The organism is Streptosporangium sp. NBC_01755, assembly GCF_035917995.1.
Taxonomy (GTDB): Bacteria; Actinomycetota; Actinomycetes; order Streptosporangiales; family Streptosporangiaceae; genus Streptosporangium.
Genome location: NZ_CP109131.1, coordinates 3749485 through 3762512, shown reverse-complemented (window position 1 = coordinate 3762512; position 13028 = coordinate 3749485). Strand labels below are relative to the sequence as shown.

Below are 13028 nucleotides of genomic sequence, written 5' to 3'. Positions count from 1 at the left end.
GCCGGCGCGGCCTCACGGGTCGTCCCCACCGGCAAAAGCTGAGGGCTCGCCGTACCACCGCGCCGCCCAGGGAGGGGTCATCGGTTCGGTGTAGTGCTTTCCGAGTCGTCCGGCGATGCGGCGTGCGACGCCTGCTCCATGAGATCCCACAGCTCAGCGGCGCTGGTCGCGTGGACGATGCGGCATTCCTGCGGGTCGGTGCACTGCCAGGCCTCGAACCGGCGGTGTCGCAGGCTCCACATGACCAGCCAGGTAGGCGCGTGCTGTTGGACCTGCTGGGCGGCTCGGGCCGCTTCGAGGTCAGCGAGGGTCAACATGCTCTGCCTCGATCACGTCGGCGAGCAGGGGCAGCCCGTTGCGCACCACGTCGGTGGCCTCCCGCGCGCTCAGGATGGCGTGGTGTTCGGCGAGTTGCCCGGCGGCGGCGAGGAGTGTCGGCGTGGAGCTGAGGAGTGGGCTGCCGGCGTGGTTGAGTTCGGGGCTGGTCCACCAGAAGCTTTCGCCGTCGGTGTAGGCCAGCAGTCCATGGTGCAGGGACACGAGGGCGTTGCCGGAGACGAGCTGGTGAACATCCGCGTGGATGTGGTGAACCTCGGCCAGTACGGCGGCCAGGTCCTGGGCGTACCCCACTGCGGTCGGCGGCGCGGTGGTCGTCGGGAAAGCGGATTCGTCGCCGCACCTGCACTCGCATCCGCACGCCAGGGTGCCGTCTCGCTCGGGGGTCGTGTTCATGCCGCGATCTCCTGCCGGTGCGGGTGCTGCCGCCAGGACGAGGAGGTGTCCGGTGAGCGGCCCCGGCCAGAAGCGACGGCGAACCCCGGCCGGGGAGCCTGGTAGGCCGGGCGTTGGTCTTCGGTGCCAGGGCTGATGTCCGGTAGCACGGTGAGCATCCGCTGAACCAAGGTCATGACGTGCTTGCGAGGGTCGGGGTTGGTGTCTGGCGGTACGGCAAGCGTTCGCTGGATCGTGGTCGTGAGGTGCTTGCGAGGGTTGAGGGTGATGTCCGGCGGCCCCGTGAGCGGCGGCTGGTCGGGCAGCTCTGCGGGGTGTGGGTGTCCCGTCGGACGGCCTATGTTCTGGGATGGGTGTTCGGGGGTGCGGGCCGCGAGCAGGGCTCGGCGCCGGGTGAGTGGATCGTGGGCGAGTGCCAGGCGGGCCGTGCGTTCCTCGCGGGGCTCGACCGGCCGGTACGGGCGGCCGGTGCCGGACAGCGCCGGGCGGCGTGCGTCCGTACATCCGGCGGACCGGGTACGGGTCGGCGTTGTCTCGGGCTCGGCCTGGCGGGGGGCGGGCACGACCGCAGCGGAGTACGCGGTGACCTCGTGGGCGGGATGGAAGATCGGCAGGGTCCGGCCCAGGCCGAGCCGGCGGCGCACGTGCAGGCGCTCGGCCATCAGTTCACCGGATGGTTGCGCGTACTCGTGGTCAGCGGCCTGGCCGGGGCAGCCGTGCGCGTACGGCGCGTGCCCGCAGACGGCGCACCCCATCGGCAGCGGCGGGCTCTCAGCGAAACAGTCGCAACCGCTTGCCATGGCCCGGTCGAGAACCAGAGCATTAGGGTTATGCATCGGGTCAGGACTCCATTCCTGATCAAGGACCCGTCCCGGTGTCGGCTACCGGTGGCGGGTCCGCCATTTCACGGGGCTCGTTGCCACGTCGATGTAATAGTGGGATCGACCAAACGAGATATCCAAGAGGTTCGTAGGGGGAGGACGTATATCCCCCAACGTCCCCCAACCTTGGAGTACGGCATGCCGCGTACGCCCCAACCGGTTAATCCAGCCGATTCCCCATGGCACTTGCTCGGCGCCACCATGCGCCAATGGCGGGACAATGCCCACTTATCACAGCGCGATCTCGCCGAAATTGTCCACGTGGACCACACGATGATCTCTGCGTGGGAACGGGCCGCATCACGCCCGGATGCCGCCAGCGTCCGGGCGATTGATATGGCATTAGGGGCCAATGGGCAGCTTGTGGCGCTCCACGCTCTCATTGTGGAAATTGACCGGTTCCGAGGAAGTAAGCTCGATACAAAGCCCTCAGTGCGTAATGAGGATGATGTGGAGCGTCGTACTCTTCTCCAGCTCTTGACGATGATGGGTGCCGGGGCCGGTATCCCCGCTTCCGCCGTAGATGCTCTGCACGCGGGCCTGGGGCGGATCACGGGTCAGGCGGCCGAGAACAGCGTGAACGACTGGGAGCAGGTCGCGTGGGATTACGCACAGGGCGTGTGGACCGAACCGTCGGGTTCCAGGATCGCCGACCTGGCGGGTGACATCCGCGACCTGGACCAAGCCTTGACGTACTCCCAGCCCCTGACAGAACGGGCCACGTTGCTGCGCGTCTACGCTCACTTGGCAGCGTTCATGGCACTCGACCTGGCTGAAAGCTCCAGCCCTCGCGCGTGCTGGCGTTCATGGCGTGCGGCTCGCTTGGCCGCCGACGCCTCAGGTGACCTCGATCTGCGTGTCTGGGTCCGTGCCGGCGAAGCCTCCCAATCGTTCTATCTGCGTCGCCTTGGACCCGCTACGGACACCCTGATCGAGGAGGCCGTACATCTTGCCGATGGCCGCCCGCGCCTTGGCTTGGCGGAGGCGCTGAAAACCCGTAGCCGCGTCCTCGCCACAGACGCACGGACAGACCTCGCCCACGAGGTCCTCAACGATTTCAGGGATGTCTACGAGGGTCTTCCCGCCCTCGTGACCAGCGACCGCATCTCTGTGTGGGGCATGCCTCCGGAAGGGGTCCAGTACGCCGAGGCTTTCGTACTCACCATGCTGGGGGACAGCAAGGCGGCAATGCCCATGCTGGAGCAGGCTCTCGCAGCGTGCCCGCGCGAGAAGGCCGGAGGAAGGGCCAACATCGGCCTCCTCCAGGCATGGGGACTGGTCCAAGATCGAGATGTGACCGAAGGGCTCGGTCATGCTCTCGACATCACGGCATCTCTTCCCGTCACAGCCGCCCGGCGCAAAATCGTACGAGAGATCGTGACCGCACTGCCCGAGGGAGCTCGAACTCTGCCCGCTGCCCGCGAACTACACGCGCTGACGGCAGGCGATCGATCGACATGACCCCCGCCATCGCACTCAACACCCCGCCGATCAACGTCTGATCAGCGGGCGCCGCTCCCCCGCATCGACTAAGGAAATCCCTCGCCGCGCGACCGCTCGGGCAGGCACCTCGTCCGGCAGGGAACTGGATGTGACCGCCGCCGGCCACGGCGCCGAACGTAGTCGGCGCCATCCCCCCGGACAGCCGTTCCCTGGCCGGCCCGGGGAAGCGTACCGGACGGGCGCCGCATACTCCGCCGCAGGACCCCGGCAGCACGCGAGTTCAGGCCGCCTGCACATAGAACTCCCTGTGAGCGGGGATGCTGCGCCCATCGGGCAGAAGCTCGCCGGTGTCGTCGAACACCACCACACCGTTGCAGAGCAGTCCCCATCCCTGTTCCGGGTGGAACGCCACAAGACGGGCCGCGTCGTGATCAGAGGCGTTTGCGGACGGACACGGTGGCTTGTGCTGACACATGACCATTACCTCGATCCTTGACGATCGTGGGAGAGTCTTCGAGAGCCACCACTTCCGGGTTGACGGTCATCGTCGGCGTTCCGGTCCGGTGAGCTGCTTTCACTCCCTACGATGCCGCGCCCGCCGCCCGTTGTCTGCGCCGGCAGCACCCGTTCTGGCCCCATGCCAACGACACTCCCGGCATACCCGCTAACTGCAATGCGCCGGCAACGTGCCGAACCTGCCCGAATAGATCCGGGGTCCGCCGGGTGTGTTTATCGGTGGCCCTCGGAGGAGTGCGGACACGGCCCCGCAGGATTTGGCGCGGTCTCGGGGTCCTCCCAGGGCCCCGGCGTTGAATTGTTATGTCCAAGTCCGTCCTGTTGATCAGATGTTGTAGACGGCGAATGCGGCATCGTGGTCGAGGAGATCGCGGCGAGCGTGGGCGATGTTGGCCCGGCCGGCCAGACGGATGGTGCTGATCGCCAGATTCCGGAGGCTGGCTAGGGTTCTGGGTGCGGTACCCGTCCTGACCTGGGAATGATCCTCCGCGAATGTGACGTCCCTGACCCAATTCAGCCGGTTTTCCACCCCCCAGTGCGCCCTTTCGTAGTGGTTGAGGTGCGCGGGGCCTGCCAATTCAACGGGCAGGCTGGTGATGCCGAACACGATCTCCTTGCTGGTCCAGGCGCCATCCAATTCGCCGACGTCGCGGCGGAGCCGGAAGGCTTGCCGGGCGCCGGGGAAGAGGCCGTCATCGGCAGAGGCGGTGCGGATGGTGCGGCGTTCCCTGCGGCCGTGCCCGTGATCGTCATCGACCGCGGTGGTTTGCGTCCAGTCGGCATCCGGCCCGGACAACAGCGCGTGCGCGGCGGCGCGTGCCAGCGGTTGATTGCCCTTGAGGATGAGGACGTAGTGGCCGCCCAGCTGGGTGATCAGACGGGCGGTGGTCTTGGTGGTGTGCAGGGCGTCCAAGGTCAAGACCATCCCGGCCACCCGCAGGTGGGGCAGCATCGCGCGGGCGGCGGGACCCTCGCCTTTCTTGCCGGCGACCTGACACTGGCCCAGGATCACGCCGTGCTCGTGGCTGATCGCGCCGACCAGGAAGACCCTCCCGTCTTCGCTGGTGCGTGCCCCGCGCAGGGCCTTGCCGTCCAGCGCCGCTGCGGGCAGCAGCCCGGCCGGGGCGGGATGGCTGAGCCGGCGTCGTGCCGCGCGGCGCTGTTCCCGTTCGGCGGGGCCGGGAGTGTCGGGCAGTTGTGGCGTCAGAGCCTCCTGCCGTATCACCTCGGCGACATAGCCGCTGATCGCGGCGTCCAGCGCATCGGCGTCCAGCTCCGCCAGAACACGGCGGAAGGTACGCTCACTGGGCACGAGGAACAACCCGGTGAACAGATCACGGTAGGCGCCCAGCCGCTCCAGCGCCGCTTGCGGGCTTCGGGCGGCCCACTGCCAGATCGCCGCGACGCTGTCGCCGCCGACGACCAGGGTCGCGCACGCGGCCAACGTCAAGATGGCCACCAGCGGATGGCGCAGACCGCAAGCAGACCGCCGATCGGGAACCGTCGCCAACCGGCGCATCAACGCCGATTCCACCACGACCGGATCGGGTGCCAGTTCGGACTCCCACAATGCCAAGTCGGCGAGCTGGTCAAGACACGAGACATGCGGGGAACTGGTCAGAGAAGATGGGGACACGAGCGCGACTCCTGCGATGATCTCCGGATTTCGACACCCGAAAGATCAGCAGAAGTCGCGCTCTTTCGCGTTCCACCTGGCCAAACGCTCAACGTCGGCATACCGCATCAGAACCCGGGAACGCCGGGGCCCTGGGTATCAGCGATTCCTGTCTGCGGAGTTGGATGCGCCAGGCCGACACCGATGACAACGGCGGCGCGAAGCTGACCAGCGCGGAGAAGAAGGAACTCTCCGATCTGCGGCGTCGAACCCGGCAGCTTGAGCTGGAGAATGAGATCCTCAAGCGGGCTGCTGCGTATTTCGCCCGGGAGAACGTGCTCCCAAAATAGGGTACGCGCTGGTCCGTGAACTCGCCGATGATGACTTTCCTGTCGCGGTGGCCTGCCGGGTGTTGAACATTTCCAGATCGGGTTACAAAGACTGGGTTGGCCGGCCGCAGTCTCCACGCGACCAAAGAAACACCGAACTATTGAAGCTGATCCGTGACATCATGCCGTTAGCCTCGCGCTTAGGTTTCACCCTGGCCTGCGCGATCTTCCCTCCCTCAGACGACCGGCTGATTTCCGACGCCGCCCTGGTACGGCAGCTGCCATTCAGGGTTTGACCAGGTCTGATGCGCGGCAGGTCGATGCGATCTTGTGATCGGATAGAGGCACAGCGAGAGCAGCCGCTCGTGATCATGCCTGTGTGACGAGAACAAGACGGGACAGGAAATCATGGTCCGACGCGGCGAACGACGAGGGCTGTGGACGCGTCCCCGCGAGGTTTGGTCACGAGGGGTTCGAGGTGGGGAGGATCGCGGCGCAGATCTCTCGTAGTTGACGGAGCTGGTCGGGGGTCAGGCGGTCGAAGAGGGTTTGGCGTACGGCCTCGACGTGGCCGGGGGCGGCGGCGGTGAGGGCCGCGAGGCCCTGGTCGGTGAGGATCGCCCAGCTCACGCGCTTGTCGGCGGCGCACGGCTCGCGCCGCGCCCAGCCGCGTTCCTCCAGCCGCTTCATCGCGTGCGACAGGCGGCTCTGCGAGGAGTTGAGCTCCATGGCCAGCTCGCTCATCCGCATCATCCGGCCGGGTGCCTCGGAGAGTTTCACCAGCATGGCGTAGTAGGCGTGCGGCATGCCGGAGTCGCGCTGCAGCTGCCGGTCAAGCTCCTCCTGGACGAGCTGCGAGGCGGCCATGAACGCACGCCAGGTGTGCTGCTCGTCATCGTCCAGCCATCGCGTCACGGCGCAAGCTTACTTGAACTCTCAACAAAGTGGGAGTAATCTACTTGAGAGTTCAAGTTTTTGGGAGGAACCATGCCGGTCCAGCGGCTCAACCACGCCGTTCTCTTCGTGCGCGACGTCAAGCGCAGCGTCGCCTTCTATCAGGAGACGCTCGGCTTCAAGGTGGTCATGGGCATGCCGGGCGCCGCGTTCCTGCAGGCCTCGGGGTCCAGCAACGACCACGACCTCGGCCTCTTCGAGATCGGCGCGCAGGCGGGCCCCTCGGGAGCCGGGCGCTCGACCGTCGGCCTCTACCATCTGGCCTGGGAGGTCGACACGCTGCGGGAGCTGGAGCGGATCGCCGGCAAACTCGGCGAGCTCAACGCCCTCGTCGGCGCCTCCGACCACTCCACCACCAAGGCCCTGTACGCCAAGGACCCCGACGAGCTGGAGTTCGAGGTCTCCTGGCTGGTCCCCGCCGACCTCCTCACCGAGGAGACACTGAGCGGGCGCGCCGGTATCAAGCCTCTCGACATCGCCAGGGAGAAGGAGCGCTACGGCGCCGACACCCGCGGCGGCCTCGGCGTCTCGATCCCCGTCTGATCGTCGAACGGACATCTCCGTCCGCGCGGCTCCGGAGAACGTACCCTGGAAAAAAGATGACCAGGAGGCGCTGTGGAGCGGAAAGCGTCAAAGAAGTGGCAAGACCTTCCTGAGCGAATCGCCGTCGAACAGATGACGACCAGCCACCCCGCCGGGGGCGCGCCCGACCTCCCGACGGACCTCGACTCCGAGCTCAGGTTCATCCTCTACGGGCTCTGACGGCCTTCCTTCCCCTACCGTACCGTCACGGTCTCATCTCCTGGCTCCGGCGCGACCGACGCGAAGGCCCCCCCCCGCCTGATTCACACGCCGATCGCGCACCTGGGGTGGCACGGGGAGAAGACCTGGGGTGGCATGGAGAGAAGGGGGTGATCCGGCGGAGGCCTCCCCAGCCCTCCGCCGGATCACGGACTCCCCCGACCTGCCCGCCCAGCTCGGGGATACTCCCCCTTTTTACGATTTTCACCCGGCTGTAAATTCCCTCGCGGGTGTCAGAGCCTGCCGAACCAGTCGCGTACGGCGTCGATCCCGCCGGTCCCGAGGGCGACCATCAGCGCGCACCGCGCCTTCGAGGGGGCCAGGCCGCGGGCTCCGATCGCCCCGACGCCGGCGGCGAGCCCCGTACCGAGGCGCATCTCCTCAAGCGGGACCGCACCGGTACGGCACCTCGACGCGACGACCACCGGGATCCCCCACTCCGTCAGCTCGGCGATCGTCGTGAAGAGCCCGACCGGCACGTTGCCCAGCCCGGTCCCCTCCAGCACGACGCCCTGCGCTCCGGCGTCCACCACGGCGGTGAGCAGCACGGGGTCGATCCCCGGATAGGTCTTGATCAGCGCGACGTCCGACGCCGGATCCCCGCCGAACGCGGGCGGCCGGTGCGGCGGGGCGGACAGCGTCTCGACCCGGCCGCCGACCACCCGGCCCAGCACGGGGAAGGGCGCCGACGAGAACGCCGCGATGCTGGTGGCGTCGACCTTGGTGACCCAGCGGGCCGCGTGGATCTCGTCGTTGACGCACACGACGGCCCCGGCGCCCCGCAACGCGCCGTCGGCGGCGGCCACGAGGGAGGAGGCGAGATTGCGCGGGCCGTCGGGGGAGAGCTCGTCCAGGGAGCGGACGGCACCGGTCAGCACGATGGCGCCCTGCTCGGCCGCCCGGCCCGCGAGCAGGTCCACGAGGTAGGCGGTCTCCTCCAGCACGTCGGTGCCGTGAGTGATCACGACCCCGTCGAAGCCGCGTTCCAGGATGGCCGAACGCGCCCTGCGGGCCAGTTCCAGCATGGTCGAGGGGGACATGTCCCAGCTGGGTTCCGCCATCACGTCCTCGGCCACCACGTCCGCCGCGACCGCGCCGGGCGGGAGTACCCTCAGGACTTCGGCCCCTGACGCGACGCCCGGACGGACGGCGTCGTAGGAGTGGGCGATGGTGTCACCGGTCGCCAGCAGCAGCACACGCTTCAAGGGCGGGATCCCTCCGACCACCGTCGCCCCCGAGCGCGCGTCAGCGCGGAGAGACCCGGCCCGACCGAGGATGGTGGGGTTTGCCCCACCTTTTCCAGGATACCTCGCCCATGTGCCCGGGTCGCCGCAATCTCTACGGTGGTCCCATGAGCGGCATCGAGGCGACCACCCCCTGGGCGAGGATCAGCGCCCACTGGTCGGCGTGGACCTGGCTCCGCACCGCGCACCTGGTGACGGGCCTGCCGATCGCCCTGCTGGGCGCGGCGGCGATCGTGGGGCTGACCGTGGCGTCGGTGCTGTTCGTGTGGACCGTGGTGGTCCCGGTGGTCGCGCTGCTGCTGTGCTTCTGGGTCGTGCGGCTGCTCACCCGGGTGCAGCGGTCCCGGTTCGCCGCCTTCCTCGACGTCGACATCCCCTCGGTCCCGCACCGTCCCCTGAGCAGGAATCCCTTCAGGCGGCTGCTCCAGGAGGCCAGGACGCGGAGCACCTGGCGCCGGCTCTCGTACCACCTGCTGGCCCCGCTGATCAGCGGCGTCGGCGCCGCATCGAACGGGACCTGCACGACGGCACCCAGCAGCGGCTGGTGTCGCTGGCGATGAACCTGGGCATGGCCCGCGCGACCCTCACCGACCTGCCGGAGCCCGCCCGAGAGGTGATCGTGCAGGCACACGAGGAGGCCAAGCAGGCACTGAAGGAGCTGCGCGACTTCGTCCGGGGGCTGCACCCGGCCGTGCTCAACGACCAGGGTCTGGACGCGGCGCTGTCCGGCCTCGCCACGCGGTCGCCCTCACCGGGCGCCACCTCACCAAGGCCGCGGGGGTCGCGCTCGGCCTGTCCTGCGCCGAGGTCACGGTGGAGCACCGCGGCGACCATCCAGGCGGCAACCGTCCAAGCGACGACCGTCCAAGCGGCCCGAACTGCCGGGCCGACTACACCCTGAGCCTGCCCGTGACCACCGACGTCGAGGTGACGAGCCGCTTCGGGACCGTGTCGGTCAACGGCATCTGGGGCGACCTGCGCCTCTCGACCGCCGCGGGCGACGTGGTCGTGGACGGCGCGCGAGGTGCGCTGCGAACGCGGACGGAGGTGGGGAACGTGAACGGCACCGGTCTGAGGTCCGCCGGGGCCGATGTCGAGACCGGCATCGGAAACGTCGACCTGGAGTTCGCGAGCCCGCCCGGCGACGTCAGGGCCGTGGTGCGGACCGCCGGAAACGTGGAGGTCAGGGTGCCGGGTGAAGACGATTACGATGTGCGGGCCGACGACGGGAACGCGATCGTCCAGGTGCGGCGCGACTCCGCCGCCCCTCGGCGGATCACCACCGTGACCGCGGCGGGCAGGCTCCGTATCCTTCCCTCGTGACCCGCACCCTCACCGGCGGCACATTGCACACATAGGTTTGACCGGATCAAAACCAGTACGTGGCCGTCTCCGCCCTCATGCGGGACTTGAATTGGATTCATGATTCCCTCCGACGACCCGCGAAGCCAGGCGGTCATCGACATCGCGATGCGGCTCTTCGCCGCGTTCGGTTACGACGGCACGTCGCTGCACGACATCGCGGAGGCCGCGGGGACGAACCTGGCGTGGTTGCAGCAGCGGTTCGGCGACAAGTATGAGCTCTACCTCACCGTCATCGACCACAGCAGCCGGATGGAGCGCGGCATCGTGGAGGATGTGCTCGGCGCGCTCCCCGCCTCCGACTCCGCGGGGGTCCGCGCCGTCGTGCGCAGGCTCCCGGAACGTTATCTGGAGCTCTTCCTCACCAACCCGCGAATCCCCGCGCTGTGGGCACACCGCTGGCTCGGGGACGCCGCCGACATCCCCGACCTTGAGGAAACCTACAAGGACCCCATCATCGACCTCATCTGCGACGCGTTGCGCCCCGCCGCTCAGGCCGGTCTGATCGACGACCGGGTGAACCTGAAGCTGACGGTGCAGACGTTGATCTGGAGCGTGTACGGGTTCATGCACGGCGAGGCGGTCGCCGACGCGAACCACTCCCTCGCCGCCGACCCGCAGGCACAGCAGCGCTTCCTCTCCCATCTCCACCAGCTGGTCGACCGCATGCTGACACCACGCGACGGCTGAAGGGCTTACTCCCCGCCTGTTGTCGGTGGCCTGGCCCCGGATCCAGCCGTCGGGCTCCGGACCCGCCAACGCCGCCGGACTCGACTTCTACGACCGGCTGGTGGACGAGTTGCTGGCGGCCGACACGCGCCGTACATGACGCTCTACCACTGGGATCTTCCCCAGGCGCTGGAGGACCTCGGCGAGTGGACCAACCGCGACACGGCCTACCGCTTCGCCGACTACACGCGGGTCGTGCACGACCGGCTCGGCGACCGCGTCAGAACGCACTCGGGGTCTCGCACACTGGACAAACAATCTCTCCGATCGGGCGTAGGGGATCGGCCTCATGACGCGCGCGCGGGGCTCGCCGTCGGTCCGGCGGGCCCCGCTTCGCGCTCCAGGCGTGACGAGCTCGGTCGTGCGCCTTCTGCCCATCCGCGTCGACCGCGTGACGTACGGGGGGCTCGCCGTCGATCCGGGCGGGGCGAGCTCGGTCGGCTCAGTCGTGCGCCTTCTTCCCATCCGCGTCGACCGCGTACCAGTCGGCGCCGAAACCCTCGATGTCCTGCCCGTTCGTCTCGCCGGCCATGGTGTCCTTGATGAAGTAGTAGAGCGGGTGGCGGTTGTAGGTCACCTGGGTCGTGCCGTCATCCCGCTTGGTGGTGCCGAGCAGTTTCTCCTTGACGCCCTTGCCCGCTTTGGGCTTCCCTTCCGTGACGTACGGCGGCCACGCCTGCGCGCAGGGTCCGGAACACGACGACTTCCCGTCCTTGTCCTTCTCGAAGAGGTAGAGCGTGTGGTCCTCCTCGCCGACCAGCACCTCTCCGATCTTCGTCTTTCCCAGCCGGACCTCGGCCCTGGCCGCCGACGAGGTGGGGGGCGAGGACGAGGTGGAGGGGGTGGGCGAGGTGGGCGACGCCTTGACCTGGTTCGCGACCATCGGCTCGGTCGTGCTCCCATCGTCGGCGGCGCCGCACCCGGCCACGAGCACCCCGACCGCGAACGCTCCGAGCGCGAGCACGCCGGTATGAAGCAACTTCCCCATCTCCGACCCTCCAGGTAAGCGGTGTCACTGCTGCTGCACAGCAGACACTCCGCGGCACTGGTTCAGAGTCACGACACGGACTGCTTGGCCATGCCTTTGCCCACCGCCGACACCCACCCGGCAGCGGCCGAACCGATTCACCGACCACCTCCGTCTCACCACACCGGCCCACCTCCGCCAACCGCAAGGCGCGGTCGTTCAACTGGGCGGCGTGAGCCAGGAATCCCCGTCTTCGGGTCGGGGAGGATGTCAGGCCCAGGCCAGCATGCGGCGCATGTCCTGGGCCAAGTCCGCCAGCGTCGACGTCGGACCCGTTCCGGCACGCTCGATGCGGTCGGCGACGCGGAGCAGCAGGTTGGACGTACGCGCCGAGCCGATTTCGCTCGCCTGTGCCATCACGTCCACGACGATCGGCTCGGCCTCCTGCCATGCCTGCGCGTGCACAAGGCCATTGAGCAGGCTGGCCCCGAAGTTATAGCGAGAACGCCCCCGGGTCGATCCGTAGGCGTCCATGAGCGGGGCGACGGCCTTTCCCCACTCGCCCAACTCCGCGTGCGCCAACCCTTGATGCCCGGCCAACTCGGCCTCGTCCATCCACCACGCCCAGTACGGATCGCGGATGCTGATGCTCTCGGCAAGTGCGGACCGTGCCCGCTGAAGCGCGTCGAACCCCCGCGCCCTGTCGCCCAGAGCGGCGAGCGCCCGCCCCCGCCGTACCTCGAATATCGCTTTGACACGAGGAGGAAGAACGCTGTCGGTGAGTACGTCGTCGGCGATGCGCAGCGTCTCGTGCGGGCGATGCTGGGCCAGGGAAAGCATCGAGAGGTGGGCCAGTTCGAACAGTTCCATGTCACGATCTCCCGCGAGGCGCGAGAGCATCATCGCCTCGTGAATGATCTGGCGTGAGGCATCCTGTCGATCGGCGTCATACGCTATCCACGCGGCGACCTCTCCGGCCTCTCCGGTGGCGGCTTCAAGATCTCGCTCGACGGCCGTCGTGAAGCTTCCCGCGGCGAGTTTGGCACTGGCGGTCCGGAAGATCCGCAAGGCAAGGGGAAAAATCTCGTTTCCCCCGTACACGGTGTCCAGTGAGACAAGCGCCTGCCCAGTGGTCCGGAGCGTCATCACATAGTCCGCGTCAGCCAGTCGGCCATCAGCGGCAAACGGATCAAGCGCACCGATGCCCACCACCGCTGATGCATCCGGACTAATGGAGATGTTCTCCTTGAACAGCTCCGCTTCACTGAAGCCGAATACCCGGCAGTACAGGGTGATATATGGCTCCCCGGGCCGGTGTTTTCCCGCTTCCCATCCCTTGATCGAGCGCACCAGCGATTCCCTGGTCGGGAGGCGTTCGCGGGTCCAATCGTCAGCCGAATCGGCCAGGCGTTTGGCCATCTCCTTTTGCGACCAAAGCCGGGCGCACCGCTCATC

The 13028-nt window shown here is 68.0% G+C and carries 17 protein-coding genes and 1 pseudogene; 9 read left to right on the top strand and 9 right to left on the bottom strand.

Annotation, left to right across the window (positions count from 1 at the left end):
- Window positions 1-77: 77 nt before the first annotated feature.
- The 3 genes from OG884_RS17725 to OG884_RS17715 are packed head-to-tail and all read right to left on the bottom strand — an operon-like array spanning window position 78 to window position 1568.
- Entirely contained in the window at window positions 78-317 is a 240-nt protein-coding gene (locus OG884_RS17725) for a hypothetical protein (RefSeq protein WP_326646458.1), read from the bottom strand.
- Window positions 301-732: a hypothetical protein gene (locus OG884_RS17720; protein WP_326646457.1), complete on the bottom strand. Its 432-nt coding sequence runs from the start codon at window positions 730-732 to the stop codon at window positions 301-303. Before OG884_RS17720 ends, OG884_RS17725 begins: the two co-directional genes overlap by 17 nt.
- A complete protein-coding gene (locus tag OG884_RS17715; protein WP_326646456.1) occupies window positions 729-1568 on the bottom strand; it encodes a hypothetical protein in 840 nt (279 codons plus the stop codon). The genes OG884_RS17720 and OG884_RS17715 overlap by 4 nt, the downstream gene beginning before the upstream one ends.
- A gap of 231 nt (window positions 1569-1799) precedes the next feature.
- Between OG884_RS17715 and OG884_RS17710 the strand changes: the two genes are divergently transcribed.
- A complete protein-coding gene (locus OG884_RS17710) occupies window positions 1800-3074 on the top strand; it encodes a helix-turn-helix domain-containing protein (RefSeq protein WP_326646455.1) in 1275 nt (424 codons plus the stop codon).
- A gap of 262 nt (window positions 3075-3336) precedes the next feature.
- Here OG884_RS17710 and OG884_RS17705 read toward each other — a convergent pair whose 3' ends face one another.
- Window positions 3337-3531, bottom strand: coding sequence for a DUF5999 family protein (locus OG884_RS17705; protein WP_326646454.1), 195 nt, complete (start codon window positions 3529-3531; stop codon window positions 3337-3339).
- A gap of 366 nt (window positions 3532-3897) precedes the next feature.
- The gene (locus tag OG884_RS17700; RefSeq protein ID WP_326638736.1) at window positions 3898-5208 is read right to left on the bottom strand and encodes an ISAs1 family transposase; all 1311 of its coding nucleotides are present in this window, start codon (window positions 5206-5208) and stop codon (window positions 3898-3900) included.
- 164 nt (window positions 5209-5372) lie between these two features.
- Between OG884_RS17700 and OG884_RS17695 the strand changes: the two genes are divergently transcribed.
- Window positions 5373-5537 carry a hypothetical protein gene (locus OG884_RS17695; protein ID WP_326646453.1) on the top strand — a complete coding sequence of 55 codons (165 nt, stop codon included), beginning with the start codon at window positions 5373-5375 and terminating at the stop codon, window positions 5535-5537.
- A gap of 441 nt (window positions 5538-5978) precedes the next feature.
- Here OG884_RS17695 and OG884_RS17690 read toward each other — a convergent pair whose 3' ends face one another.
- The gene (locus OG884_RS17690) at window positions 5979-6431 is read right to left on the bottom strand and encodes a MarR family winged helix-turn-helix transcriptional regulator (RefSeq protein WP_326646452.1); all 453 of its coding nucleotides are present in this window, start codon (window positions 6429-6431) and stop codon (window positions 5979-5981) included.
- A 72-nt stretch (window positions 6432-6503) separates the two neighbouring features.
- Between OG884_RS17690 and OG884_RS17685 the strand changes: the two genes are divergently transcribed.
- Both OG884_RS17685 and OG884_RS17680 read left to right on the top strand, forming a co-directional pair.
- Entirely contained in the window at window positions 6504-7013 is a 510-nt protein-coding gene (locus OG884_RS17685; protein ID WP_326646451.1) for a VOC family protein, read from the top strand.
- Window positions 7014-7085: 72 nt separating this feature from the next.
- Complete coding sequence (locus tag OG884_RS17680; protein WP_326646450.1) at window positions 7086-7232, top strand: hypothetical protein; 147 nt, start codon at window positions 7086-7088, stop codon at window positions 7230-7232.
- Between the two features lie 272 nt (window positions 7233-7504).
- Here the strand turns inward: OG884_RS17680 and OG884_RS17675 are convergent, their stop codons facing one another.
- On the bottom strand, window positions 7505-8467 hold the full coding sequence (locus tag OG884_RS17675; RefSeq protein ID WP_326646945.1) for an asparaginase: 963 nt from the start codon (window positions 8465-8467) through the stop codon (window positions 7505-7507).
- A 155-nt stretch (window positions 8468-8622) separates the two neighbouring features.
- Here OG884_RS17675 and OG884_RS17670 point away from each other — a divergent pair, with 155 nt between their 5' ends.
- From OG884_RS17670 to OG884_RS17650, 5 genes and pseudogenes are all read left to right on the top strand, one after another.
- On the top strand, window positions 8623-9075 hold the full coding sequence (locus OG884_RS17670; protein WP_326646449.1) for a sensor domain-containing protein: 453 nt from the start codon (window positions 8623-8625) through the stop codon (window positions 9073-9075).
- Window positions 9060-9416 carry a histidine kinase dimerization/phosphoacceptor domain-containing protein gene (locus OG884_RS17665; RefSeq protein WP_326646448.1) on the top strand — a complete coding sequence of 119 codons (357 nt, stop codon included), beginning with the start codon at window positions 9060-9062 and terminating at the stop codon, window positions 9414-9416. Before OG884_RS17670 ends, OG884_RS17665 begins: the two co-directional genes overlap by 16 nt.
- Window positions 9417-9424: 8 nt before the next feature.
- Window positions 9425-9838 carry a hypothetical protein gene (locus OG884_RS17660; protein WP_326646447.1) on the top strand — a complete coding sequence of 138 codons (414 nt, stop codon included), beginning with the start codon at window positions 9425-9427 and terminating at the stop codon, window positions 9836-9838.
- 99 nt (window positions 9839-9937) lie between these two features.
- Entirely contained in the window at window positions 9938-10567 is a 630-nt protein-coding gene (locus OG884_RS17655; RefSeq protein ID WP_326646446.1) for a TetR/AcrR family transcriptional regulator, read from the top strand.
- Between the two features lie 22 nt (window positions 10568-10589).
- Window positions 10590-10831, top strand: a pseudogene (locus OG884_RS17650) (family 1 glycosylhydrolase); the annotation flags it as partial.
- A gap of 217 nt (window positions 10832-11048) precedes the next feature.
- Here the strand turns inward: OG884_RS17650 and OG884_RS17645 are convergent.
- Window positions 11049-11594 (bottom strand): COG4315 family predicted lipoprotein, encoded by a 546-nt coding sequence (locus OG884_RS17645; protein WP_326646445.1) that lies wholly within the window; start codon window positions 11592-11594, stop codon window positions 11049-11051.
- 249 nt (window positions 11595-11843) lie between these two features.
- Window positions 11844-12992, bottom strand: coding sequence for a hypothetical protein (locus tag OG884_RS17640; protein ID WP_326646444.1), 1149 nt, complete (start codon window positions 12990-12992; stop codon window positions 11844-11846).
- Between the last annotated feature and the right edge of the window lie 36 nt (window positions 12993-13028).

What these genes read in the sequence shown, in the direction of transcription:
- OG884_RS17715 (WP_326646456.1), bottom strand. Translation starts at nt 1,568, where the DNA reads ATGCATAACCCTAATGCTCTGGTTCTCGACCGGGCCATGGCAAGCGGT.
- OG884_RS17720 (WP_326646457.1), bottom strand. Translation starts at nt 732, where the DNA reads ATGAACACGACCCCCGAGCGAGACGGCACCCTGGCGTGCGGATGCGAG.
- OG884_RS17640 (WP_326646444.1), bottom strand. Translation starts at nt 12,992, where the DNA reads ATGGCCAAACGCCTGGCCGATTCGGCTGACGATTGGACCCGCGAACGC.
- OG884_RS17695 (WP_326646453.1), top strand. Translation starts at nt 5,373, where the DNA reads ATGCGCCAGGCCGACACCGATGACAACGGCGGCGCGAAGCTGACCAGC.
- OG884_RS17655 (WP_326646446.1), top strand. Translation starts at nt 9,938, where the DNA reads ATGATTCCCTCCGACGACCCGCGAAGCCAGGCGGTCATCGACATCGCG.
- OG884_RS17705 (WP_326646454.1), bottom strand. Translation starts at nt 3,531, where the DNA reads ATGTGTCAGCACAAGCCACCGTGTCCGTCCGCAAACGCCTCTGATCAC.
- OG884_RS17685 (WP_326646451.1), top strand. Translation starts at nt 6,504, where the DNA reads ATGCCGGTCCAGCGGCTCAACCACGCCGTTCTCTTCGTGCGCGACGTC.
- OG884_RS17725 (WP_326646458.1), bottom strand. Translation starts at nt 317, where the DNA reads ATGTTGACCCTCGCTGACCTCGAAGCGGCCCGAGCCGCCCAGCAGGTC.
- OG884_RS17645 (WP_326646445.1), bottom strand. Translation starts at nt 11,594, where the DNA reads ATGGGGAAGTTGCTTCATACCGGCGTGCTCGCGCTCGGAGCGTTCGCG.
- OG884_RS17670 (WP_326646449.1), top strand. Translation starts at nt 8,623, where the DNA reads ATGAGCGGCATCGAGGCGACCACCCCCTGGGCGAGGATCAGCGCCCAC.